The sequence below is a fragment of the Bacillus salitolerans genome (assembly GCF_042680805.1).
Lineage (GTDB): Bacteria > Bacillota > Bacilli > Bacillales > SA4 > Bacillus_CJ > Bacillus_CJ salitolerans.
Map to the genome: position 1 here is coordinate 79112 of NZ_JBHUEM010000009.1, position 25119 is coordinate 104230.

General features: G+C 37.4%; 29 protein-coding genes and 2 pseudogenes. 1 reads left to right on the forward strand and 30 read right to left on the reverse strand.

Annotated elements, in window-relative coordinates:
• Positions 1-14: 14 nt before the first annotated feature.
• The 7 genes and pseudogenes from yqfC to ACFSCX_RS08500 form a co-directional block, all read right to left on the reverse strand.
• Positions 15-299, reverse strand: coding sequence for a sporulation protein YqfC (gene yqfC / locus ACFSCX_RS08470; RefSeq protein ID WP_377927761.1), 285 nt, complete (start codon positions 297-299; stop codon positions 15-17).
• Between the two features lie 221 nt (positions 300-520).
• Positions 521-988 carry a hypothetical protein gene (locus ACFSCX_RS08475; protein ID WP_377927762.1) on the reverse strand — a complete coding sequence of 156 codons (468 nt, stop codon included), beginning with the start codon at positions 986-988 and terminating at the stop codon, positions 521-523.
• A 31-nt stretch (positions 989-1019) separates the two neighbouring features.
• On the reverse strand, positions 1020-2006 hold the full coding sequence (gene floA, locus ACFSCX_RS08480; RefSeq protein WP_377927763.1) for a flotillin-like protein FloA: 987 nt from the start codon (positions 2004-2006) through the stop codon (positions 1020-1022).
• 12 nt (positions 2007-2018) lie between these two features.
• Positions 2019-3356 carry an NfeD family protein gene (locus tag ACFSCX_RS08485; RefSeq protein WP_377927868.1) on the reverse strand — a complete coding sequence of 446 codons (1338 nt, stop codon included), beginning with the start codon at positions 3354-3356 and terminating at the stop codon, positions 2019-2021.
• Positions 3357-3527: 171 nt separating this feature from the next.
• Positions 3528-3974 (reverse strand): GatB/YqeY domain-containing protein, encoded by a 447-nt coding sequence (locus tag ACFSCX_RS08490; protein WP_377927764.1) that lies wholly within the window; start codon positions 3972-3974, stop codon positions 3528-3530.
• A 15-nt stretch (positions 3975-3989) separates the two neighbouring features.
• The gene (gene rpsU, locus ACFSCX_RS08495; protein WP_377927765.1) at positions 3990-4163 is read right to left on the reverse strand and encodes a 30S ribosomal protein S21; all 174 of its coding nucleotides are present in this window, start codon (positions 4161-4163) and stop codon (positions 3990-3992) included.
• Positions 4164-4268: 105 nt separating this feature from the next.
• Positions 4269-4828: pseudogene (locus ACFSCX_RS08500) on the reverse strand (flavin reductase family protein).
• Positions 4829-4892: 64 nt separating this feature from the next.
• Here ACFSCX_RS08500 and ACFSCX_RS08505 point away from each other — a divergent pair.
• Positions 4893-5813: a Na/Pi symporter gene (locus tag ACFSCX_RS08505; RefSeq protein ID WP_377927768.1), complete on the forward strand. Its 921-nt coding sequence runs from the start codon at positions 4893-4895 to the stop codon at positions 5811-5813.
• A gap of 272 nt (positions 5814-6085) precedes the next feature.
• Here the strand turns inward: ACFSCX_RS08505 and ACFSCX_RS25665 are convergent.
• The 23 genes and pseudogenes from ACFSCX_RS25665 to hemW form a co-directional block, all read right to left on the reverse strand.
• Positions 6086-6405, reverse strand: a pseudogene (locus ACFSCX_RS25665) (transposase); the annotation flags it as partial.
• 196 nt (positions 6406-6601) lie between these two features.
• On the reverse strand, positions 6602-7273 hold the full coding sequence (gene deoC / locus ACFSCX_RS08515) for a deoxyribose-phosphate aldolase (protein ID WP_377927770.1): 672 nt from the start codon (positions 7271-7273) through the stop codon (positions 6602-6604).
• Positions 7274-7704: 431 nt separating this feature from the next.
• Complete coding sequence (locus ACFSCX_RS08520; protein ID WP_377927771.1) at positions 7705-7905, reverse strand: helix-turn-helix domain-containing protein; 201 nt, start codon at positions 7903-7905, stop codon at positions 7705-7707.
• A gap of 92 nt (positions 7906-7997) precedes the next feature.
• On the reverse strand, positions 7998-8804 hold the full coding sequence (deoC, locus tag ACFSCX_RS08525; RefSeq protein WP_377927772.1) for a deoxyribose-phosphate aldolase: 807 nt from the start codon (positions 8802-8804) through the stop codon (positions 7998-8000).
• 14 nt (positions 8805-8818) lie between these two features.
• Positions 8819-9088 carry a EutN/CcmL family microcompartment protein gene (locus ACFSCX_RS08530; RefSeq protein WP_377927773.1) on the reverse strand — a complete coding sequence of 90 codons (270 nt, stop codon included), beginning with the start codon at positions 9086-9088 and terminating at the stop codon, positions 8819-8821.
• Positions 9088-9369 (reverse strand): BMC domain-containing protein, encoded by a 282-nt coding sequence (locus ACFSCX_RS08535; protein ID WP_377927775.1) that lies wholly within the window; start codon positions 9367-9369, stop codon positions 9088-9090. Before ACFSCX_RS08535 ends, ACFSCX_RS08530 begins: the two co-directional genes overlap by 1 nt.
• Positions 9370-9373: 4 nt before the next feature.
• Positions 9374-9655 (reverse strand): EutN/CcmL family microcompartment protein, encoded by a 282-nt coding sequence (locus ACFSCX_RS08540; protein ID WP_377927776.1) that lies wholly within the window; start codon positions 9653-9655, stop codon positions 9374-9376.
• Positions 9656-9660: 5 nt separating this feature from the next.
• Positions 9661-10125: a ribose 5-phosphate isomerase B gene (gene rpiB, locus ACFSCX_RS08545; protein ID WP_377927777.1), complete on the reverse strand. Its 465-nt coding sequence runs from the start codon at positions 10123-10125 to the stop codon at positions 9661-9663.
• Positions 10122-10964 (reverse strand): triose-phosphate isomerase, encoded by an 843-nt coding sequence (tpiA, locus tag ACFSCX_RS08550; RefSeq protein WP_377927778.1) that lies wholly within the window; start codon positions 10962-10964, stop codon positions 10122-10124. The genes rpiB and tpiA overlap by 4 nt, the downstream gene beginning before the upstream one ends.
• Before the next feature lie 15 nt (positions 10965-10979).
• Positions 10980-11258 carry a BMC domain-containing protein gene (locus ACFSCX_RS08555; RefSeq protein ID WP_377927869.1) on the reverse strand — a complete coding sequence of 93 codons (279 nt, stop codon included), beginning with the start codon at positions 11256-11258 and terminating at the stop codon, positions 10980-10982.
• Positions 11259-11392: 134 nt separating this feature from the next.
• Positions 11393-12814, reverse strand: a complete 1422-nt coding sequence (locus ACFSCX_RS08560; protein WP_377927779.1) for an aldehyde dehydrogenase family protein — start codon at positions 12812-12814, stop codon at positions 11393-11395.
• 15 nt (positions 12815-12829) lie between these two features.
• Positions 12830-13123 carry a EutN/CcmL family microcompartment protein gene (locus ACFSCX_RS08565; protein ID WP_377927780.1) on the reverse strand — a complete coding sequence of 98 codons (294 nt, stop codon included), beginning with the start codon at positions 13121-13123 and terminating at the stop codon, positions 12830-12832.
• Between the two features lie 4 nt (positions 13124-13127).
• Positions 13128-13850 (reverse strand): hypothetical protein, encoded by a 723-nt coding sequence (locus ACFSCX_RS08570; RefSeq protein ID WP_377927781.1) that lies wholly within the window; start codon positions 13848-13850, stop codon positions 13128-13130.
• Positions 13847-14506, reverse strand: a complete 660-nt coding sequence (locus tag ACFSCX_RS08575; protein WP_377927782.1) for a phosphate propanoyltransferase — start codon at positions 14504-14506, stop codon at positions 13847-13849. The genes ACFSCX_RS08570 and ACFSCX_RS08575 overlap by 4 nt, the downstream gene beginning before the upstream one ends.
• Positions 14507-15463, reverse strand: a complete 957-nt coding sequence (locus tag ACFSCX_RS08580; RefSeq protein WP_377927783.1) for a sugar-binding transcriptional regulator — start codon at positions 15461-15463, stop codon at positions 14507-14509.
• Between the two features lie 409 nt (positions 15464-15872).
• Entirely contained in the window at positions 15873-17234 is a 1362-nt protein-coding gene (gene mtaB / locus ACFSCX_RS08585; RefSeq protein WP_377927784.1) for a tRNA (N(6)-L-threonylcarbamoyladenosine(37)-C(2))-methylthiotransferase MtaB, read from the reverse strand.
• Positions 17235-17240: 6 nt separating this feature from the next.
• A complete protein-coding gene (locus ACFSCX_RS08590) occupies positions 17241-17993 on the reverse strand; it encodes a 16S rRNA (uracil(1498)-N(3))-methyltransferase (RefSeq protein ID WP_377927785.1) in 753 nt (250 codons plus the stop codon).
• Between the two features lie 60 nt (positions 17994-18053).
• Positions 18054-18992, reverse strand: coding sequence for a 50S ribosomal protein L11 methyltransferase (gene prmA / locus ACFSCX_RS08595; protein ID WP_377927786.1), 939 nt, complete (start codon positions 18990-18992; stop codon positions 18054-18056).
• Positions 18993-19014: 22 nt separating this feature from the next.
• A complete protein-coding gene (dnaJ, locus tag ACFSCX_RS08600; RefSeq protein ID WP_377927787.1) occupies positions 19015-20139 on the reverse strand; it encodes a molecular chaperone DnaJ in 1125 nt (374 codons plus the stop codon).
• A 159-nt stretch (positions 20140-20298) separates the two neighbouring features.
• Positions 20299-22128: a molecular chaperone DnaK gene (dnaK, locus tag ACFSCX_RS08605; RefSeq protein WP_377927788.1), complete on the reverse strand. Its 1830-nt coding sequence runs from the start codon at positions 22126-22128 to the stop codon at positions 20299-20301.
• A 30-nt stretch (positions 22129-22158) separates the two neighbouring features.
• Positions 22159-22734, reverse strand: coding sequence for a nucleotide exchange factor GrpE (gene grpE / locus ACFSCX_RS08610; RefSeq protein ID WP_377927789.1), 576 nt, complete (start codon positions 22732-22734; stop codon positions 22159-22161).
• A gap of 89 nt (positions 22735-22823) precedes the next feature.
• The gene (gene hrcA, locus ACFSCX_RS08615; protein WP_377927790.1) at positions 22824-23852 is read right to left on the reverse strand and encodes a heat-inducible transcriptional repressor HrcA; all 1029 of its coding nucleotides are present in this window, start codon (positions 23850-23852) and stop codon (positions 22824-22826) included.
• Positions 23853-23944: 92 nt separating this feature from the next.
• Positions 23945-25084 carry a radical SAM family heme chaperone HemW gene (gene hemW, locus ACFSCX_RS08620; RefSeq protein WP_377927870.1) on the reverse strand — a complete coding sequence of 380 codons (1140 nt, stop codon included), beginning with the start codon at positions 25082-25084 and terminating at the stop codon, positions 23945-23947.
• Positions 25085-25119: the final 35 nt, after the last annotated feature.

The following is a 25119-nucleotide window of genomic DNA, read 5'->3' on the forward strand; positions in this document are numbered from 1 at the left end:
CTCCCTCCTAAAGATTAAACCTTATCTAAATATATAACTTGGTCTATTTTCCCTTCTAACAAAATTTCTTCTGGAAGTATTGTTTTGATGACAAAGGAACTACCCTTAACGAGAAGCTGTCCTTGTTTAAGTAGTAAACGAATTTCTTGATCTGTAAAAGATAATAAACCCCTATGATTTTCTATATAGATATGTATTTGGCCAATCATCGTAATTCTTGGTAAGTCCATTGTTACATCAGCAGGTAAATCTAATTGGTTTGTCATCCACCGCTTCATCTTATGTCGCCATTTCATCATAGAAAGGACCCCCCTTCTATTTCATATTTATGTTTTAGCTTTCATGTGTATCACAGTTTTTTCTAGGAACCTTACTTTTTAGTTGTAGTTTGTTTGTTATTAAAAAAACGTACCTAGCGAAATGTCTATAGCCCCGAACGATTCCTCGTTTTTTATGAGGCGGTCATTGATAAAACGTCGAATGAAAATATCCTTAATATTACAAATAAAAAAACTGCCGATTAATCGACAGTTTTTTTATTTGTAATATAAGATGATTTATGCGGTTTTAGTGCTCTAGGAGGACCTAATACCTCAGCCATTATAATGCCTTCCATCAACTTTTCTTTCGTTAGACGGTTAAGAGCTATTTTAGATTTTGGAGTAATTGTTGAATTGACTTTTTTCTTTTGTTTCCGTCTTTCCTTCAAATTACTTGAGTGAGGATCATAGGCATTTGGTTCATACTTATTGATAGCCTCTACTTTTTCTATTATTTCTAGATTGTCTTTATATTGGATTTTCTCTTTACGAACAGGCACTTGACGAGTCTCTCTTTGTTGTTGCTCGAAATGCTTTGGATGCATCGGGTCTATCTTCGGTGAAACCGTTGGCTTGTTTTGTTGTCTATTCTTGTTCTCTTGAAAAGAATTAAAAACTTTAACAATGATCCCAATTACAACAATTAAAGTAACTAAATTAAATTCCATATAGGATTCCCTCCTTTATTTCGGGGAATTCTTATTTTTCATCCTCGTCAACTTCGTTGATTTTCCCTATTGAGTCTCTCATCTCTGTGTCAGCCATAATATTCTTAATGTTCATATAGTCCATGACGCCTATGTTACCTGAGCGAAGAGCGTCAGCCATTGCAAGTGGTACTTGTGCTTCAGCTTCTACAACCTTAGCACGCATTTCCTCAACGCGAGCTCTCATTTCTTGCTCTTGGGCTACAGCCATTGCACGTCTTTCTTCTGCTTTCGCTTGTGCAATATTTTTATCAGCCTCAGCTTGATCTGTTTGAAGGACCGCCCCAATATTTTTCCCAATATCAAGATCTGCAATATCAATCGATAAGATTTCAAATGCTGTCCCGGCATCTAAGCCTTTCTTTAAAACAGTTTGGGAAATCAGGTCTGGATTTTCTAGTACTTTTTTATGATCATTCGAAGAACCAATTGTACTTACGATACCTTCACCAACACGGGCAATAATGGTTTCTTCACCGGCACCCCCTACTAACCGGTCAATATTAGCACGCACAGTAATACGTGATTTTGCCTTGATCTCAATTCCGTCCATTGCTACACCCGCAATGAATGGAGTTTCAATTACCTTCGGATTTACACTCATTTGAACTGCTTCTAATACATCACGACCCGCTAGGTCGATCGCAGCACAACGTTCAAACGTAAGTTCAATATTGGCACGATGTGCGGCAATTAATGCGTTCACAACACGGTCTACATTTCCTCCTGCTAAATAGTGACTCTCTAGCTGATTGATAGTTACATCAATTCCTGCTTTGTAAGCTTTAATGAGAGGATTGATGATACGACTTGGAATTACACGACGTAAGCGCATTCCAATTAATGTGAAGATACTGATCTTCACACCAGCAGCTAATGCTGAAATCCAGAGCATTACTGGAACAAACGTTAAAATAACAACTAAAAAGATGAATCCAATTGCAATTACTAATAATAGTAATAAAGTATTTGCATCCATAATTCCTACCTCCTAATGATTTGTTTCATTCTTTATTTCTCTAACAACTGTCCTAGAACCTTCAATTTTTACAATTTTTATTTGTTTATTTGCTTCAATATATACTCCTTCTGAGACAACATCCAAATGTTCATCATCGATTAGGGCAGTTCCTACGGGACGTAACGCTGTTAATGTTATTCCTTCTTGACCAATTAATTCTAGGCGGTTGACGTTGGATACGTAACCTTGATCCGTTCTCGTCGCATCTTTTAGAATTATTCGGTCAAATATCTTTATGCTTTTCCCAAATACCTTAATTAACAACACGGTCGCAAGAATACAAATAACAACAGCAACTAAAATTGAAATAGCAGCAAGCTCAAAGCTTTTTGTAGAAAGGAAAATACTCACTAGAATGGCTGCTAATCCGATGATTCCAAGTATTCCACCTGGAACAAACAGTTCAATTACGAGCAATATTAGCCCTACAATGAATAAGAGTACAGCTTCCATCCCAGCTAATCCAGCAACTAAATGACCGTAGAAAAATAAAACTAATGAAGAAAGTCCAACTAATCCTGGTATACCAAATCCAGGTGAATATAGCTCTAGAACCAACCCTAGACTCCCTAACGATAGTAAGATTGGTACGACTACCGGATGGGTTATCAATCGTGCAATTTGCTCAGATAAGCTCACTTTAGTCCTTACAATATCATTGTTTTGTGCTTCTAGGACAGAAAGAAGCTCATCCAAATTCTCAACAGTTCCTTCCGAATAGCCGACTTCAACTGCCTGAGAGGAAGTTAAGGTCAATAACTTCCCTTTACCAGCGTTAAGCTCTGGAAGATCAATTGAATCATCAGCCATGGCCATTGCATAAATGGGATCACGACCACTAAACTCCGCTGCATTTTTCATTTCTGCTAACCAAGAGGATTGTGCCTTTTGATCAGCGGCATTCCCTGCTTGATCAATGACCGCAGCTGCACCCATTGTTGCGCCAGGTGTCATATAAATCTTGTCGGCGTAAAGTGAAATATAGGCTCCTGCTGATAAAGCATGCTTTTGGACAAATGCCACGATTGGTATTTTAGTAGTGGCCATTAAGTTCGCAATGTCTGCTGCTGCATCAACAGCTCCACCTGGAGTATTAATATCTAATATTATCATTTCAGCGTTAGCACTTTCGGCTTCCTTTATTGAGCGCTCGATAAAGGCAAATAAGCCTTTTTCGACTGTTTCATGAACAGGTATTACATAAACAGATTTTTTTCCGCTTTCAGCAAATGTCATATCTTGAGTAAACGTAATTAATAGAAATAAAGAAAAAAAGATCATCGAAAACATTTGTTTTATTTGTTTCATTTTTTTCATTTTATTATCCCCCCTTTCGATAGTTACTTTCAAAAAGTAATTCAGCGTATGTAAACATATACGAGCAACATAGCAAAAGGTTTCAAAATAAATTTTCACTTCTATAATTTGCACCATTTAAAACAAAATTAACAAAAATAAAAACACCTTCAAAAGAAGGTGTTAGGATAAATGTTGTTGGACTATGCGATTAACGTGACCTCCGTCTGCCTTTCCTTTTACTTTAGGCATAAGAGCAGCCATCACTTTCCCCATATCTGATTTTGAAGAAGCGTTAACTTCAGCAATTGTTTCTTTCACAATTGTAGACAGTTCTTCTTCTGTTAATTGTTTTGGAAGATATTCTTCTAAAATAACCAATTCAGCTTTCAATTTATCCACAAGGTCTTCACGACCAGCTTTTTCAAACTCAAGGAGGGAGTCTTTACGTTGCTTGACTTCACGTGAAAGCACAGTTAACTCATCATTCTCTGAAAGCTCACTAACTTGAAGCTTAATCGCTTCATTTTGAAGTGATGCCTTTACCATTCGAATAACCGTTAATTTGTCCTTTTCTTTGTTCTTCATCGCTTGTTTCATGTCGTTATTTAAACGTTCAAGAAGACTCATAAATTACACCCTCTATTAAAATTTGCGCTTTCTAGCTGCCTCAGACTTTTTCTTACGCTTTACGCTAGGCTTTTCATAGAATTCACGCTTTCTTGCTTCAGAAAGTGTACCAGTTTTTGATACAGAACGTTTGAAGCGACGTAGAGCATCCTCAAGAGACTCGTTCTTACGTACGACTGTTTTAGTCATTCTATTTCCCTCCCTCCGACAATCACGTGCAAAAAGATTCACATGCTATTCATTTAGAAAACATGTCTTTTGCAATTATAATATATCAAGTTCAGAAGGTCAACTCTAACAATCCTGATAATAATTCTTTACGATTGTATTTTGATTTATAAATGCATACTTCGATCGCCCTAAGTATAAGGGTATTTCTAATTTTCTCAGATTCGGTAGTCCATTTTCCAAAAATTTTTCTTCATTCCGGTAAAATTTTTCTATTTTCCCTACAAACCAATCGTGATCCCCGTAAGTACAAACATCCATCACCTTACACTCATAGCAACATAAGCATCTTGAAGGATCGGGCTATTTATAATTTCTCCTTTTTTGTATACCAGATTTAACGTTTCTAGTTTTTGAGTATCTTTACCTGAAAGAGTCCCACTTTGTTGAATTTTGTCTGCAAAATGGCCTGGCATGAAATGAACGGCAAACTCTCCTGATTCTTTAACTAAACTATGAGTATGTCTCTCTTTGGCAATCGCCACTCCATAAATAGCTGGCTCATATGATAGGTAAGTATGCCAACCTGCAGCCATGATATTCAAAGCTCCTTGAAAATGGCTTGTAACTAGGGAAACCATACCTGGATAGCTGTGCATTACGGTCTTATTTGTACTTTTCAGCATAAAAACCTCTCCCTATAGTTCTGTCTTGTCCCTCTTATCCATAAGATATACAAGAGGTGAGAGTATGTCCAAGGATATCGTTTGGTTTTGCGTATTCTTAGCAATATTTATGTATGGGTTAACTGTTATGAGAGTTGGTCTCTATAACATTTCGGGCGATGTGTGGAAGAAAAAGCTTATTTTACTTACGGATCATCCGATAAAAGGGCTTCTGGTCGGTACGTTCATAACAGCAATTCTACAAAGTAGTTCAGCTATCATGATCATTACGATTGGTTTTGTGACGGCAGGAATGTTAACGTTTAAGCAAAGTCTTGGTATTATGCTTGGAGCCAATATTGGAACCACTATTACTGCAGAAATCATGACCATTAATATTGGTGATGTTGCTGTTTATATTGTGATGATAGGTTTTGTTTTATTATTTGTGAAAAACAAGTCCGTTTTTGCCTTAGGAACCTCATTATTTGGTTTGGGCTGTATTTTTATTTCAATGCAAGGATTCACAAGCCTAGCAGACAGTATTTCGTCCAAGTCTGTCGTCGAACAGCTCCTTATGTATTCAAATTTATATCATAGTGTTGCAATTATGATTGGAACGATTCTTACGTCCATCATACAATCAAGTTCTGCGGTAATTGGCATTGCAATGGGTTTTTTACATAATCAAGATATGACGATAAGCTCTGCTATCGCCATTATGCTTGGAGCTAATATTGGGACGTGTATAACTGCATTTTTTGCAAGCATTGGAGCTGGAATTGAGGCAAAGAGAACTGCCTATGCACATATATGGCTCAATATTTTCGGTGTAGCACTATTTTTTCCGTTTATTAATCCATTGGCGGAATGGAGCATAAGTTTAGCAAGTCAACCTGAAAGCATGCTCGCTCATGCTAGTGTTATTTTCAATATTATATGTTCACTAATTGCATTGCCTTTTTTAGGGTTATTTTCTCGGTTTATTACAGCGGTGTATCGATAATATTTAATGTTATAATTTTTTTGTATACTACATTCGGCCTTTTACACCGGGATGCCGATGATGCAAGATTTTGGGCGGTTATTGGGGGGAGTGATGCTCCAAATTCGGTTGATTTTTAGTATTTTATGGATTATTTTACATAATTTTTTTATGTCTTTTATCTTTTTCACAGATTTTCTTATAATTATGAATGTTTTATAATTTTTTTGATCAAAAAGTGGCATTATCGGCAACTTTTCACTTTTTATTAGCAACTTGCATTTTTTTATCGTCAACATGTTTGTTACTTTACGAGTAGAAACACCGTAAACAACCATCTCCATCATAGAGAGAACAAGAGACTGATCTGCACGCTGATACTTCTCAAAGACAGAGGTAGAGAATTGGCCGTTCCTTGTACGTGGATCAGTGAGCTTAATTTTACCAATAGAGACTAAGAAATCACGCTCATCATATCCATTTCGGTAGTCGTTCCTGTTCATCGTTCTTTCATAAGAACCGGCACATAGGTAATCCTCTCGTTCGTTCTCCATAAATTCATTAGCACTAAAACAAGAGAAGATTTAACAACTGCCTCAAGTTCAGAACTCATTACTTGGTCTTTTAATTAGTCAATATTTAGGGTATGGTTAAACTGGGTCATAACAAATCCTCCTGTACAAAATTTTCTTAGTCGAAAACATTGTAACATGGGATTCGTATGACCCCTTTTCTTTTTACACAATTATATAAACTCTATCCTTTTGTAAATAGGAAACCAAAAAAATTCGGGCTACGGCCCGAATTTTTTAATATGAAGAAGTACTTACTTCACCTTTAACTATCGCTATTCCTGAACTTGCGCCGATACGAGTAGCCCCAGCTTCAATTAAGTCAGCTACAGATTTGGCATCACGGACTCCACCCGAAGCTTTTACCCCGACATTAGGTCCAACTGTTTCCCTCATTAACTTAATATCATCGATGGTCGCCCCACCAGTTGAAAAGCCTGTTGATGTTTTTACAAAATCTGCACCTGCTTTTACAGATAGCTGACAAGCACGTTTCTTTTCTTCATTCGTTAGTAAAGCTGTTTCGATAATAACCTTTACTAGCGCTTTCCCTTTAGATGCTTGTACCACTGCACGTATATCCTCTTCTACTAGATCATCTTGTTTATCTTTAAGTGCTCCGACGTTGATGACCATGTCAACTTCTGTTGCACCTTTGGAAATGGAATCTGCCGTTTCAAACGCTTTCGTTTCGGTAGTTGTTGCTCCTAAAGGAAACCCAATAACCGTGCAAACCTTTACATCTGACCCCTTTAATAACCGGGCAACTGTTTCTACCCATGTAGGGTTTACACAAACAGAAGCAAACTTATATTCCAAAGCTTCTTTACAAAATTTTTCAACCTCTTCTTTTGTCGCATCTTGTTTTAATATCGTATGATCAATTAGCTCAGCTATATTTTTTGTCATTATTTCAACTCCTACGAGGAATAGAATTCCCTTAAAAGATTTACTATAAAAAGTAAACATGTATAGTATGTGCAAAAGTTAAGGAAATCACATGCTAGAAATACTTGGTTCCCACCTTGTTTCGAAAGCCCTAAATCAAATACTAATTCCCTTTACCGAGCCATGGAAAGGCTTAGGCAGCCCCGTTTAGCATAAGGCAGAGTAAATGTTCCTAAATGAGAAAAATGGTGCTTTCCCCCTTTTACTCATTTAGGGTTATTTGACCAAGGAAGAAGTGGTTTTTCTTTTTCCCTCGAGTTAGTGAAATGACAAAGATCTTCGCCTTTTCATCTTGGCTGGAAGCTGGAGCTAGATTTAGAAGTAACATTGTATAAACTAAACACTAGAAACTTATAAAAAAACCCTCACATAGAATGAGGATTTTACAGATATTATATTGACACGTTTCCAATATGAAATGAATAATTCAACTCACTTGCAACTTTCTCAAGTAATGGTAGATCAGGAAGTACCAACCCTTTTTCCAAATTTAGGAGATGTTCTTTCGATGTTCCGATTTTTATCGCTAATTCATCAATTGTTAACCCTCGCTTAGTTCTAGCATTTTTCAATTGGTATGCGACTTCATTCATGACTCAACACTCCTTTATTATTGTAAACGCTTTCTTTTTAGTGTAGGAAAAAGCAGCGTTCAAATAATACTTTGAATGCTGCTTTATGAAAATTAATAATTCCCTGACGCTTTAGATTGTTCTCCTTTGACAATGGCAATACCTGCACTTGCTCCAATTCGAGTAGCTCCTGCTGTTACCATTTTACGAGCAGTATCTAGATCTCGCACACATGCAGAAGCTTTAACACCTATATCTGGTCCAACAGCTTCTCTCATTAATGCAATATCCTCAGGGGTAGCACACCCAGGTCCAAAACCTGTTGAGGTCTTAACAAAGGCAGCTCCTGCCATTTTTGAGAGCATACAAGCCTTTTTCTTCTCCTCTTCAGTTAAGTAGCCTGTTTCTATGATTACCTTAACTGGAGCTTGATCCTTGCAAGCTAAAACTACAGCTTCAATGTCCTTTTTGACAGTTTCATAGTCCCCAGATTTTAACGCACCTATATTCATAACCATATCAATTTCAGTTGCTCCGTTAGCGATAGCATCTCTTGCTTCTGCAACTTTTACAAAAGAACTTGTCGAACCTAATGGAAACCCAACAACTGTTGTGATCCCAACCTTACTACCTTGAAGCTCTTTCTTTGCTGTGCTTACCCAATATGGGTTCACACACACAGTGGCAAAATTATATTCTTTTGCTTCCTCACACAATTTTACGATTTGTTCCTTCGTACTATCAGGCTTTAATAATGTATGATCAATTAGTCGGGCAATCTGTGGGCCTGTAATAACAGTATTGTTTGAAAAACTATTCACTGATTGAGTACTAACTGCTTTTTCTTTTGTTTCACCAGCGTTTGATATTTGGGCCATCACTTCTTGGGTTATTTGTTTAATTAATTGCTCCATATCCAATTGAATCACCTCCGTTAATTAGTTTTTAAATAGTCTACAATTCCCGCTATAATAGCATCTACAGCTGCATCTGGTTTCTTGAGAATGTCCCGTGCTGATCCACCCTCTTCAATAATAATGACAATGTCACCTATTCCTGCTTGAGCAGCATCTACTGCAATAAATGAATCACCGATACATGTACCTTCCATATCAATCGGTTCTACCACCATTAATTTTTGTCCATTATGACTTGGGGTCTTAATCGTTGAAACTACGTTCCCAATTACCCGAGCAATCTTCATTAGTTTTGAGGTAATTGAGGTAAGATCTTCTCGATATCTTGGTGAGGTCTTGGAATTACATGGACAGATAAAAACTCCCCTACACGTCCAGCTGCTTCTGCACCAGCTTCAGTTGCTGCCTTAACAGCTCCAACATCACCACGAACCATAACTGTAACTAATCCGCCACCAACTACTACTTTCCCAACAAGTGTAACATTAGCAGCCTTCGTCATTGCATCAGCCGCTTCAATTGCTCCTACTAAACCTTTAGTTTCGATCATTCCTAATGCGTTGTTCATTTGTTTATTCCTCCAGTTTTTTTATGTTATAGTGTTCAATGATTCCCAATATACCGGCATCAGACGCCGTAAGTTCTTTAGTCAGAGGTAAGGAGGATTCCTTACTTTTTGCAAGATAAACTAAGTCTCCTTCACCAGCTTGTCGTATTGTATCAATGGCTATAATAGGTTTACCTTTCGGGGTTAACTTATCATTTAAAGGCTGGATGACAAGAAGTTTTAATCCTTGTAAACTTTCATCCTTCTGTGTACAGACAACATTACCGATGACCTTACCTATAAACATAATGATTACCTGCTTTCACGCTTAATGAATCGGCTTTCAATTTCCATTATTTTTGTAACTCGACGATCATGGCGTCCTCCAGCGTATGGAGTTTCTAACCATGTTTTTACCATTTGTATCGCAATTCCATCACCAAGCATTTGCCCGCCAATAGATAATACATTTGCATTATTGTGTTCACGACTATTGATAACAGAGGATAAGTCCCAACACACTCCGCAACGTACACCAGGGATTTTATTCAGGGTCATTCCACTTCCAATCCCTGCACCATCAATCATGATTCCAACGTAATCATCGTGTGTAGCTACGCACTCACCTACTAAGAAAGCGATGTCAGGATAGTCAACAGCATCCTTGCTGTGACATCCAAAATCCAAATATTGATAACCAAGCTCAGTTAAGTGTTTTTTTATTTTTTCCTTTAACTCGAAACCACCATGGTCACTACCAATAGCTACTTTTTTCATGCTATCGCCTCCTTACTAAAGCCATTAATAATAGCATTAAAGTCTTCTACTTTTAAACTTGCTCCCCCTACAAGGGCACCATCAATATCCTTCATCTTACTTAGCTCTTTAGCATTCTCTGGCTTTACTGAACCACCGTATAAAATTGGTATAGTAGCAGAAATAGTTCCAAAGAGGTCCTCTAGTATTGAGCGAATATATTGATGGACTTCTTGGGCTTGCTCTGGTGTGGCGGATTTTCCCGTTCCAATCGCCCAAACAGGTTCATAAGCAATGACTATGTTTGAAGGATTTTGTACATGTTGAACAGTGGCTAAAACCTGCTCTTTAATCACACAATTGGTTCGTCCTACATTTCTTTCCTCTTCTGTTTCTCCTACACAAATAATGGGTTTTACTCCCACCTTTAGTGTTTGGGACACCTTTTTTGCGATGATTTCATTTGTTTCACCAATTGCTCTTCGCTCTGAATGACCGATAAGACAATAGCTTGTACCTATGTCTTTTAATTGCTCAGCTGAAACATCACCTGTAAAGGCACCATGAGGTTCAGTATGAACATCTTGTCCACCTAGTAAGACAGAACTGTTTTTCCTATCTAATAATCCTTTAAGCAAATATAGATAAGGGAAAGGAGGACAAACAATCGTTTCAATACCATGTAACTCATCCGTTAGTTCATTTACAAATTGGTGTATTTTCTCCGCTGTCATATTCATTTTCCAGTTTGCTACAACAACTGGCTTTTTTGTTCCCAATAAAGAGAAACTTGTTGAAAGCTTCTCACTTACTATTTTTCTAACAACTTCTTCTATGAAACTTTCAATTTTTTGAGACATAATGATTCATTCACCTTAGTTCGACTTTGGTAGAATCCCTTCAACTTCTGTATTTGGGCGCGGAATAACATGAACAGAAATCAATTGTCCTACACGACCAGCAGCTTCAGCACCTGCTTCTGTTGCTGCTTTAACTGCACCAACATCTCCTCGTACCATTACACTTACTAATCCTCCACCAACAAGTTCCTTCCCTACCAACGTTACATTTGCAGCCTTTACCATTGCATCTGCTGCTTCAATTGCACCTACTAAACCTTTTGTTTCAATCATACCTAATGCTTCTTTCATCATTTCATTTCCTCCTTGAGTGGTTGTTTTTTTTGTACTTCGCGAAGAAGTTTTCGTCTTTGGTTTAACTTGTTCTTCTTTTTGGGAAGCTCCGTTTTTAGTTTCTTCATTTATATCAGACATCTAAAAACCCTCTCTTAAATAATTCTAAAGCCATCCACCAATACACATCGGCGCTGACGAGTGAATGTTTTTGCTGAAGTTAATCCCTCACCAGTTGGACCAGCAATTGTTAAGGTTGTAAAACCTTCAGCATTATAACCTAACCCTGAATAGGATGGGCCATTTTTCACGAAAATGGTTGCTTCAATTGCTTTTGCCATTTTTGTAAGATTGGTGATATTTTGCGAATGCATAATAGCTGTATGACGGTTTCCTTTTTCGGCTATAACCGCTTGCTTGATAGCTGAATCGACACACTTAACCTTAACAATTGGTAAGATTGGCATTAACATTTCGGTAGTGATTAATGGGTGGTCAGCACTTGTTTCTGCGATGACAAGCTTTACATGGTCGTCCACTTTTTTACCAATCGCATCAAGTAGTACTTTAGCATCCTTACCGATGTAATCACGGTTAGGCATATACTTTCCATCTTTTTCAACAAGGATGATTTTTAAGAGCTTCTCAAGCTCAAATCCCTTTAACTCAATTGCACCACTTTTAATCATTTCTTGCTTTAATGTGTTTGCTACCTTTTCAACAACAAACACTTCTTTTTCGGCTGTACAGAGAACGTTATTATCAAAGCTAGCTCCATTCACTATATCTCGAGCAGCCTTTTCGATATTTGCTGTCTCATCAACCACAACTGGAGGATTACCAGGACCAGCTGCAATTACCTTTTTCCCTGATTTCATTGCCTCTTTAACCACTAGTCCACCGCCAGTAACGACTAGACCACGAATCCCTTTATGCTCCATTACTTGTTTACTAGTTTCTAAGTTTGGAGATGCAACAGCGGTTAATACATTTTTTGGACCGCCAACAGATACAATTGCTTGATTTAGTAATTGTAACGCACGTAATGACACTCGTTTTGCACTTGGGTGAGGATTGTATACGACTACATTTCCTCCTGCTACAAGTGAAATACTATTATTAATGATTGTTGCAGCTGGATTAGTAGATGGAGTAATTGAACCCATTACTCCAATTGGAGCACTTTCAACTAATGTTAATCCATCATCCCCGGTATAGGTGACACTTATTAAATCCTCCACTCCCGGGGTTTTTTTAGCTGCAAGTAAGTTTTTGGCAATTTTGTCTTGGACTCTTCCTAATCCTGTCTCTTCAACTGCCATAACAGCTAGTTCTTCGGCATGTTGTATACTAATATCACGCATGGCTTGAATCATTCTTCTTCTGTCTTCAACTGAAACGAGCTTCATATCTAATTCAGCTTGCTTTGCCGCAAGTACCGCTTCGTCAACAGTCGTAAATACACCGTCTCCAAGCTGTACCCCTGAAGGATCGACTGAGCTATTATTTGTTTCACTATTTAGCGTAAGTAATACTTTTTCTACTAGCTTTTGTATATCTTTTTCTGATATTTGCAAGGCTCATTTCACCCCCTATGTTTTTTCAAATGTTAATGCACCTTCGATTTCGATTTGATCAATAATACCAACAATTGCAGCATCAACAGGTGTTCCATTTGTAATGACGGTTTGTCTTGCAGAACTTCCACTTACAACCATGACTACTTCATCTTTTCCAGATCCTACTGTATCAATTGCAACAAGCGGTTTTCCGTCAGGTTGAACCGTGATCATATCAAGTGGCTGTACAATTAACAGCTTTTTACCTTGAAGCTTCTCAGCCTTAGATGTAGAAACGATGCTTCCTATTACTCTAGCAATAATCATACGCCTACTCCTTATATTTTATTGAGATACCTAAATCCTTTGCATACTCTCTTCCCAATGGTGTAATGATGCTATTCGTAGGTACTTGAAACTCGTCAAATCCTTCTTTTGCAACCTCTTCAATATGCTTTGCAAGTACGATTGGACGATGTTCTGTAAAATTCTCAAAATAATTGTCTTTCACAACCTTCTTTAATGTTGTGACTTGGACTTGATCTTCTCTAAGTTGCTTTAAATATGTATGTATTTTCTTTTGGATTGAAGACGGTGTGGTTACCTTTTGATCACCTTTTGGAATGAGTGAGTCCTTTGCTACTACTATTGGTTTTCCGGCAAATTGTGCTCCTATCAGTAGCTTTAGTATTTCAGTATCATCAATCGTTAAAGCAAGCTTTGCTAATGTAGAGAGAGAAGGAGCTGGAACAAAGACAATGTTTGCTTCCTCAAGACGTAAACGAACTATATCCATATTAGAAGTATCAACAACTTGAATGGATTCGTGCTTACTATTTATTGGAATTTGTACAGGACTTTCCGTCACACAAACAGAAATCTTATATGACTTTGATAAGACTGAAATAACTTCCCAAATTTCATCCTTCGATAGCATCGAATTTCCTTCAAGAATTACAAACAGCTTTTTATTCCTTTTTTGCTCTTCATTTCGTTCATTGTTCACATACTCTACTACCACTTGTCTCACTAATTCCTCTATTTTTTCTCTCACTTTTTCCCCCCTTTCAATTTTATAAGTGTTCCGATTTGCCCATTTTGTATATGAGCTGCGTTTGCTTCATCTAAATCAATATGCATCTCTAGTCGATAATGAGGAGAAACACGTATGAGAACATGGTCAAAGATGACTCCTCTTTCACCCGCTACTTTTATTTGGACATGTTCCCCATCTCTTACTTCAAGTTTTTCAGCATCTGATGTATGCATATGAATATGCCTGGCAGCACAAATTAAACCTTTCTCTAACTTGATTTGTCCTCTTGGTCCTTGAATGGTTATCGCAGGGGACCCTTCTATATCACCAGAATTTCGAATAGGTGGAGTCACTCCAAGAGTGTAACCATCATATAAAGATACCTCGACCTGTGTTTCTCCTCTTGCTGGTCCCAATACTCTAACTTTTTCTATTTTCCCTTTAGCACCAATTAAAGTAACTGTTTCTTTTGCAGCAAATTGATTTGGCTGTGATAAATCTTTTAGCTTCTGCAATTGATAACCTTTGCCAAACAGTCTTTCTAAATGAAGTGTAGAAAGGTGCACATGCCGATTGGAAACTGCTATTGGAATTTCATTTAACTTTTCATTTTGTTTTTCTAATGTCTTTACCGTTATTTCCTTTATTATATGAACAAGTTTTTCTTGGTCCACTTATTGTTCACCTTCTTCCATTTCTAATAATGATTGAGCGGTGTATTGGTCTGTTATTAGAACGTTAGAAAATTGACCGGTCAAAGCCCCGTAAATACCTTCTGTTTTTTCTAATCCACCAGCGACTAAAATACTATATTCCTTGTTACTAAGTTCAGATAGTTTAATTCCAATTGTTCGTTCATCCAAATCTTGGCTGCAAATATGTCCATATTTATTAAATATTCTAGAACATATATCCCCAACTCCACCATGATTTTTGACTAGTTCAATATCTTCAACTGAATAATATCCAGCTTTAAACAAGGTAGAGTCATTATAAAGTTCTCCGACCGTATATATTGCAATGTTACTTTTTCTCCCTAATTCTAAAACATGCTTTATATGACGATCTGACATGATAGCATTCGCAACTAATGGATGATCCACAACCGCAGGTAATGGTAAAAAGTGTGGAGCTGTATTAAAAGCTGCGCTCAAATAGTTTAATATTTCTGATGCGTACGTATGTGTTTCAGAGTAACTCACTCCACCATTAAGTTGAACAACTGAAACGCCTTTTACATTTTTATGTTGAACATTTTGTGCCACTTGATATAAAGTAGTCCCCCATGTTGTTCCGATAATATCTCCATCTTTAACGATATCGTACAGGTAGTTGGCAGCTGCCTTTCCAAGTTCTTTTTTCATTGCATCTTTGTTACTCTCGAGAATTGGGATCACAATACAATGTTTTAATTTATAATATTTCTTAAGTAATTCGGCTAATTGTTCAGTTCCTTCAGTTTGATCTAATATTTTTATTTGAACAATTCCTCTTTCTTTTGCTTGTTGTAACAACCTTGATACAGAGGGTCTTGAAACCCCTAACTGCTCAGCAATTTGTTGTTGACTAAAGTCAAATTGATAATATAATTTTGCTACTTCTATCAATTTACTTAGTTTCTCATCTTTCAATCGAAGAACCCCTTATGAAATTTTGTTAATTGTAAATGAACAAAAGTTTATATTAAGTATATTATGTAAAGAAAAAATAATCAATAAACGATTTATCAATTATTATGATTTCCTTAAAATGAACTTATGTGCATTTTCATTTTTAACATTTGATAAATATTAGAAAGAGCGATCTTCTCCTATGGAACAAAGGGCGCAAGCGCCCTGTTTAGCATAAGGCAGAGCAAATGTTCCTACATAAGAAAAAGGGTGCTTTTTCCCTTTTGCTCATTTTGGGTTATTTGACCTCGAGTGGCTGGGTGCTGGAGCTTGATTCCAAGTCACTAGCCCCTTCTCTTACTGAAAACTTTTATACTTTCTTAATAATTCAAAAAAAAGATCAGTTGAATAAAAATTCAACTGATCTTTCTTATGAACTCAATCGAGCATCCTGGAATACATTTACTGTTTCTTCAAGGACACGAATGAATTGTCCTTTGTTATAAGGATAACCTGCTTTATTAATCTTCACTTTAACAATTTGACCAATCATTTCTTCTGTAGCTTCAAAAACGACTTTCAAATAGTTGTCTGTATAACCTACATACAATCCTTTTCCAGGTTCTTCCTTATAGCGTTCCTCTGGAATAACCTCTAAAACCTCATCTTCAAATCGTGATGCATATTCTTTAGCAAGCTGATCAGAAAGAGAAATTAAGCGGTGCACTCGTTCGTTTTTTACTTCTTCATCTACTTGGTCTTCCATTCTTGCAGCTGGTGTACCAGTACGTTTTGAATAAGGGAATACATGAAGCTCAGAAAACTTATGCTCTTTAATGAAATTATACGTCTCCATGAACTCTTCTTCCGTTTCTCCAGGGAAACCGACAATGACATCTGATGTAACTGCTAAACCTGGTAATGCTTGATGAAGCTTCGTTAATCGCTCTGCAAAAAACTCCATTGTATATTTACGACGCATTCTTTTGAGAACACTATTTGAGCCAGATTGAAGAGGGATATGAAGATGACGAACAATCTTATCGGATTTATCTAATACTTCAATTACTTCATCAGTTATTTGACTCGCCTCAATAGAAGAGATACGAATTCTCTTTAAGCCTACTACTTTTTCATCCAGCTCTCGTAGTAACATAGCAAAATTGTAGTCCTTCATATCTTCACCATAGCCACCTGTGTGAATTCCTGTAAGGACAATCTCCTTATAGCCTGCATCTACTAAGCTTTGAGCTTGTTTGATTACATCCTTCGGATCACGAGAACGCATAAGTCCACGAGCCCATGGGATAATACAGAACGTACAGAAATTATTACAGCCTTCTTGGATTTTCAAAGAGGCACGAGTACGGTCTGTGAATGTAGGTACTTCTAGCTCTTCATATACACGAGCTTTCATAATATTGCCTACACCATTTATTGGCTGACGCTCGATTTTATATTGTTCAATGTACTCAAGCATTTTAATACGATCTTGAGTACCAACCACAATATCAACACCAGGAATAGCCATGATTTCTGCAGGTGATGTTTGTGCATAGCAACCTGTTACACAAATAACTGCATCAGGATTTTTACGAATAGCTCGTCTAATCACTTGTCGACTTTTCTTGTCACCCGTATTTGTTACTGTACATGTATTGATGACGTAAACGTCTGACGCTTGTTCAAAATCAACTCGTTCATAGCCATTTTCTTTAAAAAGTTGCCATATTGCTTCTGTTTCATAATGATTTACTTTACAACCTAATGTATGAAAAGCCACTGTTGACATCTATTTTCACCCCTGTAATTCAAAGTGATATGAAACCGCCGAAAGCACATAAAGAGGTGCGGTCTCCGTTCTTAAAATCCTTGGACCTAATCCACATGATAGGAATCCAGCTTCGTTTAGCTTTAAAACTTCTTTATCTGTAAGTCCACCTTCTGGACCAAATACGGCTAGCAATGATTGACCTGCTTTCATTTGTGATAGTAGTTGAACAAACTTTGCTTTTTCGCCTTCTTTAGCTTCTTCCTCATACGCTACCATCTTATAATCAAATGATGGACTTATTCTAATCAGTTCATCAATAGAGATTGGTTTTTGGACAAGAGGTACGATACTACGATGAGACTGTTCTGCTGCTTCTTTAGAGATCTTATTCCAGCGCTCTATTTTTTTATCGCCTTTTTTCTCATCCCACTTCACAATAGAACGGGCAGCATTAAAAGGGACAAACTGATGGGCACCAAGCTCTGTTGCCTTTTGAATAATTAACTCAAGCTTATCCCCTTTAGGCAACCCACTCGCAATAGAAACGCGCACTGATAACTCGGCAGAGTTCTCCAACCATTCTACAACATGTAACTCAATTTCTTCATTGGTAATTTTCGTAATCTCAGAAATACATGTCTCTCCTAAGTCATTACAACAGTATACACGATCCCCTTCGATCATACGCATAACACGGCTAATATGATGAACATCATCTCCAGAGATATAAACGGTGTTTTCATTAAAGTGCGAGGTTGGAACAAAATATCGTTGCATTTACTTCACCTCTTTTTCTAAACTTAGAAAAGAGGAAGAGCACATTTGTGCTTTCCCCCATTATGATTTACGTGCAATGTAAGAAACCCAATCTTCCATTGTTAACGTTTCCTCAATGATAAAACCCGCTTTAATCAATGCTGACTTTACATCTTGTTTTTTAGGCTTAATGATGCCAGATGTAATGAAGTACCCACCCGGTTGAAGAAGCTTGTATGCATCTTCAACAAAGCGCAGGATAATCTCTGCTAAAATGTTTGCTACGATTAGGTTGGGAGTTTCAGTCACATTATCAAGTAAATTGTTTTGTGAGATAGAGACAATATCCCCTGCCTTATTAAGGTCAATGTTATCTTTTGCTACATTGACGGCAACCTCATCTAAGTCATAAGCATGAATTTTGCTTGCTCCTAGTTTTGCTGCCGCAATGCTTAATACCCCTGACCCCGTGCCTACGTCTATGATTGTGTCACCTGTTTTGACCGTTTTCTCAAGAGCTTGAATACACATAACTGTTGTTGGATGTGTACCTGTACCAAATGCCATACCTGGATCTAACTCTATAATTAGCTCATCACTGCTTTTCGGTTCATATTCCTCCCAAGTTGGTACAATGGTGAACCTTTCAGATATTTTAACAGGATGATAATATTTTTTCCAAGCATTTGCCCATTCTTCTTCATCCACTTCACTTAGTGTTACTTTATTTTCACCTACATCAATGTCATACGTACGAAGGTTGTGAATAGCTTCCTTGATTTCATCAATCGTTTCTCCAAGAAAACTACTATATGGCAAATACGCTTTGACAATAACGCCTACTTTAGGGTAATCATCTGGATTGAGTTGATAGATCTCACCAAAGGCTTGTTCCCGTTCCTTTTTTAATTCACTCGGATCTTCTATTACAACTCCGCTTGCCCCTGCTTCATGCAAAATGTTTGAGATTGGCTCTATCGCTTCATTTGTCGTATGAATACTAATCTCTGACCATTTCACCTATCTACCAACTCCATTCCAGTTATTCTCCTTTAAAGGCTCGCTTTACTTTTGCAAAAAAACTATCATGCTGCTCGTCAGGCGATTCTTGTCCACGTAATGACGTAAACTCTCGTAATAATTCCTTTTGTCTTGAAGATAGCTTCGTTGGAGTGATGACTCTCACATGTATGTGTTGATCTCCTTGACCGTATCCTCTAACATTTGGAACTCCTTTGTTTCGCAGTCTAAATTTGGTACCAGTCTGTGTACCAGCTGGAATCTTTAATTTAACTTTCCCGTGTAAAGTCGGAACTTCAATATCATCCCCTAATGCAGCTTGTGCAAACGTTAGCGGCATTTCACAGTACACATCATCCCCGTCTCGCTCAAAAAATTCATGAGCTCTTACTCGGAATACAACATATAAGTCGCCAGAGGGTCCGCCATTTATACCAGGCTCACCTTGACCAGAAACCCGTAGTTGCTGTCCATCATCTACTCCTGCAGGGATCTTTACATTAATTTTCTTACGCTTTTTCACTTTACCAGCGCCACCACAAGTTGAACATTTTTCTTTTATAAACTTTCCAGTTCCAGAGCAGTGATGGCACACCCTACGGTTTACAATTCTTCCAAATGGTGTATTTTGCTCTACACTTAATTGACCAGAACCATTACAATGTGAACATGTTTCAGGCTTAGTTCCTGGTTTCGCACCCGAACCATCACACGTATTACATGTTTCTTCACGAGGTATTTCTATTTCTGTTTCTTTCCCAAATACAGCTTCCTCGAATTCTAGTGTCATTGTATATTGCAAGTCTGCACCTTGTCTTGGTGCATTTGGATCACGTCTTCTACGACTGCCACCGCCGAAGAACGTATCGAAAATATCTTCAAAGCCACCGAAGCCGCCACCAAAGTCAGCACCACCAAAACCTTGGTTAGGATCAGTATGCCCATATTGGTCATATCGTGCACGCTTCTGATCATCACTAAGAATTTCATAAGCTTCGGCTATTTCCTTAAATTTTTCATCAGCACCAGGTTCTTTATTTATATCTGGATGATATTGCTTTGAAAGCTTTCTGTATGCTTTTTTTATCTCATCCTTGCTTGCACCCTTACTAAGACCTAGTACTTCATAATAATCTCGTTTACTCATGTTTTCCACTCCCATTAGTAATCCGAAGATAGGACTCTCTCATTCACATAAATTCTATTGTAACACTTATTTAAATAAGTGAGCAATTATTATTCATCTATACATAGAAAAAAGTCAAAGCCAAGGCTGGCCTGACTAAGACTTTCTTCTTACCATCTATTACTTATCGTCATTAACTTCTTCGAATTCAGCATCTACAACATCATCATTTTTCTTAGAAGATGTACCGCCGTCACCTTGGGCTGCCTGAGCTTGCTGAGCTGCTTCTTCATACAGCTTCATTGAAAGTTGTTGAACGATTTCTTGCAATGCATCCTTCTTTGCGCGAATATCGTCTAGATTATTGCTCTCGATTGCAGCCTTTAAAGCATCCTTAGCTTCTTCAGCCTTTTTCTTATCGTCTTCCGAAACTTTATCACCTAAATCTTTTAACGTCTTTTCTGTTGTAAAGACTAGCTGATCTGATTCATTTCTTAGATCAACTTCTTCCTTACGTTTCTTATCTGCTTCAGCGTTCGCTTCAGCATCCTTTACCATACGTTCTACTTCTTCGTCTGATAAGCCAGTTGAAGATTTAATTGTGATTGACTGCTCTTTATTCGTACCTAAATCCTTCGCACGAACATTTACGATACCGTTCTTATCGATATCAAATGTTACTTCAATTTGCGGTACTCCTCTAGGCGCTGGTGGTATATCAGTTAATTGGAAGCGACCTAATGTTTTATTGTCTGCAGCCATTGAGCGCTCACCTTGAAGGACGTGAATGTCAACAGCTGGTTGATTATCAGCTGCAGTTGAGAAAACTTGTGATTTACTTGTTGGAATTGTTGTATTACGATCGATAAGCTTCGTAAATACTCCACCCATCGTCTCAATTCCCAGTGATAATGGAGTAACGTCAAGTAATACGACATCCTTAACATCTCCTGTAATAACTCCACCTTGGATAGATGCTCCAAGTGCTACTACTTCATCTGGGTTTACCCCTTTATGCGGCTCTTTTCCTGTTGCTTTCTTTATTGCTTCTTGTACAGCCGGGATACGAGTTGATCCACCTACTAAAATGACTTTATCAAGTTCGTTTGGAGATAGTCCTGCGTCAGATAAAGCTTGGCGAACTGGTCCCATTGTTCTTTCAACTAGACCAGCAGATAACTCATCAAATTTAGCACGCGAAAGTGTTACTTCTAAGTGAAGTGGTCCTGCCTCTCCAGCTGTAATAAATGGCAGGGAAACTTGTGTTGAAGTTACACCTGAAAGGTCTTTCTTTGCCTTTTCAGCTGCATCCTTTAAACGTTGCATGGCCATTTTATCTTTAGATAGGTCAATCCCGTTATCTTTCTTGAATTGTTCAACTAGGTAGTCAATAATGACTTGGTCAAAGTCATCTCCACCAAGACGGTTGTCACCAGCAGTTGCTTTTACTTCAAATACTCCGTCACCTAATTCTAATATTGAAACGTCAAACGTACCTCCACCTAGGTCATATACTAAAATCGTTTGGTCTTCCTCTGTTTTATCTAGACCATATGCTAATGCTGCAGCAGTTGGTTCATTGATGATTCGCTCAACTTCTAAGCCAGCAATTTTACCAGCATCCTTTGTCGCTTGACGCTCAGCATCATTAAAATATGCAGGAACAGTAATAACAGCCTTCGTTACAGTCTCGCCAAGGTAGTCCTCTGCATAAGATTTTAAGTATTGAAGAATCATAGCTGAGATTTCTTGCGGTGTATATTCTTTCCCTTCTACCTCTACTTTATGGCTCGTTCCCATGTGACGCTTAATAGAGATAATTGTATTTGGATTCGTAATGGCTTGGCGTTTCGCAACTTCTCCAACTTGACGCTCACCATTTTTAAATGCGACAACAGAAGGAGTTGTGCGATTCCCTTCAGGGTTTGGAATAACCTTTGGTTCCCCGCCTTCCAATACTGCCACACATGAGTTTGTTGTTCCTAAGTCAATCCCAATAATTTTACTCATTTTAGTGCCTCCTCATTCCATGTCTCAATTTTATTGATTTACTTTAACCATTGAAGGGCGAATCACTCGATCGTACAGTTTATAACCCTTTTGGAATTCTTCAACGACAGTGTTTGGTTCAAAATTTGAATCTTCAACCTGCATAACTGCTTGATGAAGGTGTGGATCAAACACTTGACCAACTGCTTCAATCACTTCTACACCCTCATTTTTTACTGCCTCTACAAGTTGTCTATATACCATTTCCATCCCTTGCAAAAGAGATTTCATTTTTTCATCCTCTGTATCTACCTTTAACGCTCTTTCGAAATTATCGAGAGCAGGTAGGATATCAGAAACCAGGTTTTGTGCTCTATATTTTGAAGCCGCCTCCTGATCAAGCCTTACACGGCGACGATAATTATCAAAATCAGCTTGTAATCGAAGAATTTTGTTTTCCTTTTCTTCAATAGCTGCTTCTAATTCTGAGACCTTTTTCAGAGCATCTGTTGATTCGTCAATTTCCAATTGATCCACATCGTTATGTAGCTCATTGGATAAGTCCTCTTCAGATTCGAGTACCTCTTCTATTACTTCTTCTTGTAGTGTATCTTTTTCATTTGCCACTAGTTTCACCTCCCTTAAAGGTTAAATCATTATGTAAGAGGGAAACAGGGTTTCCCTCACGTTAAACGTTACTATTCTGTACACGGCAATTATTTTTGATACCATTGATCAAGAACTTTCGTTAAATCATGTGAAAGTAATTGCAATAAGCTAATTACACGTGAATACTCCATTCTCGTTGGTCCTAATATTGCAATAGTTCCAAGCTGTTCTTTACCAAAAGAATAGGTAGCTGTAATTAAGCTACAGTCCACCATTGCCTCATTTTGGTTCTCTTTTCCGATTGTAATATTAATGCCTGTATTTTTGGAACGGAGAATTCGATATAATTCCTTTTCTTGTTCGATTACATTCAAAAGAGACCTTATTTTTGAAACATCATTAAATTCTGGCTGAGCTAGCATATTTGTTTTCCCACCGTAAAACACTTTTTCAGCGTTCGATACAGAAAATGTTCCGGAAATTGCACCCATCAAGTTCTCATAATTACGAATGTGTGCCTTTAATACGGTTGCTACCTCTTTGTAGATTTTATCTTGTAAGTCTACAATTGGTATCCCTACAAGACGCTCATTAATAATATTGACTAGCTTTTCAATATCCGATACGTCGATACTCTCAGGGATTGTCATCGGTCTGTGTTCAACGTGACCAGTATCCGTTACAATGATTGCAACAGCTGCGGTTTTACTAATCGGAACAATTTGCATACGTCTCAGTTTGTTTTCATTGACTTCAGGTCCTAGCACGATTGATGTGTAATTTGTAATATCAGAGAGAATTTGAGCAGATTTTTGAACAACCTTCTCAAGTTCTACAATTTGCTCAGCAAAAACGGACTGTATTTTAAATAAGTCTTCTTTCGTAAGCTGCTGAGGAAGTATTAAATTATCGACATAAAAGCGGTAGCCTTTTTCAGACGGTATACGACCTGAAGAGGTATGAGTTTTCTCAATAAACCCAAGTTCTTCAAGGTCTGCCATTTCATTTCGAATCGTTGCAGAACTAAAGGTAATCTCACTCTTCTTTGATAAAGTCCTTGAGCCAACAGGTTGGGCTGAACGGATAAAATCATCAATGATTACCTGAAGAATCAATAGCTGACGATCAGTTAACATCCATTATCACCTCTGTTAGCACTCTTGTTAACTGAGTGCTAATTCTAATAATAAATTATCAAAACCACTATAAGATGTCAATCATTAAGGGCTTACGTTAACAAAAATGTTTGAAATACTTCATTCCCAAGTAGTTTTCCATTCCTTGTAAGAGAGATGTTTTCATCATTTATTTGAAGTAAACCCCTTTCCACATTTTCATTTATTTGCCTGCCAAACACATCAAACATAGATTGGTCATATTTCGCTTGGAAATCTTTTATATGAACACCCTTCATTCTTCTAAGGCCTAAAAACATTTCTTCTTCCATTTTTTCGTTTTTTGTTACAATATGTTCTTCAACGTATGGTAACCCTTTTTCCTCTACTAAAGCCATGTATTTTTTTAATGGCCCTGCATTCACATTTCGAACGCCTTTTAAATATCCATGTGCACCTGCACCAAATCCATAATATTCCTCATTATTCCAATAAGTAAGATTATGCCTACTTTCAAATTCTGGTTTAGAAAAGTTACTAATCTCATATTGAAAATACCCTTTCAGCTCCATTTGGTCCATTAATATTTCATACATTTTTGCTTCATTTTCCTGTGTGGGTAGCTGTAAGCTTCCTTTTCTCATTAGATTATAGAACACCGTTTTGGGCTCAATGATTAAGGAATAAGCAGAGAAATGCTCCAACTGTAAAGAAAGTGCTTTATGAAGCGTATCTTTAAAATCTACTATTGTTTGATTTGGAAGGCTATAAATTAAATCGATGCTTATATTGTTAAAACCTATTTTTCTTGCTCGTTCTAACCCTTCATATACATCCTTGCTTTTATGAGTTCGACCAATTTTTGTAAGCAACTCGTCATTAAAGGACTGAACACCTACACTTAAACGATTTACCCCGCCTTGCTGTAAAATATCTAGTTTGGCTTTTGATAAATCCCCTGGATTAGCTTCAATTGTAAATTCTACATTTTTAGCAACGGTCGGCAAGTGTGAATGTATACTTTCGAGCAGTTTTGTTAATTGACTTTCATTTAAAGAGGTTGGTGTACCTCCCCCAATGAAGATTGTCTTGAGTTCAGATGTTGGAAAACGCTCTAACGTATTTCTCATTTCTAAATCTAGATAGTTTAAATAATCATCTACAGGCTGACCCTTTAAGAAAACCTTATTAAAATCACAATAGTGACAGATTTGATGACAAAAAGGGATATGAATGTATGCGGATTGAATGATAATAATCACCTCTTACAATGATGAATAATTTTTGG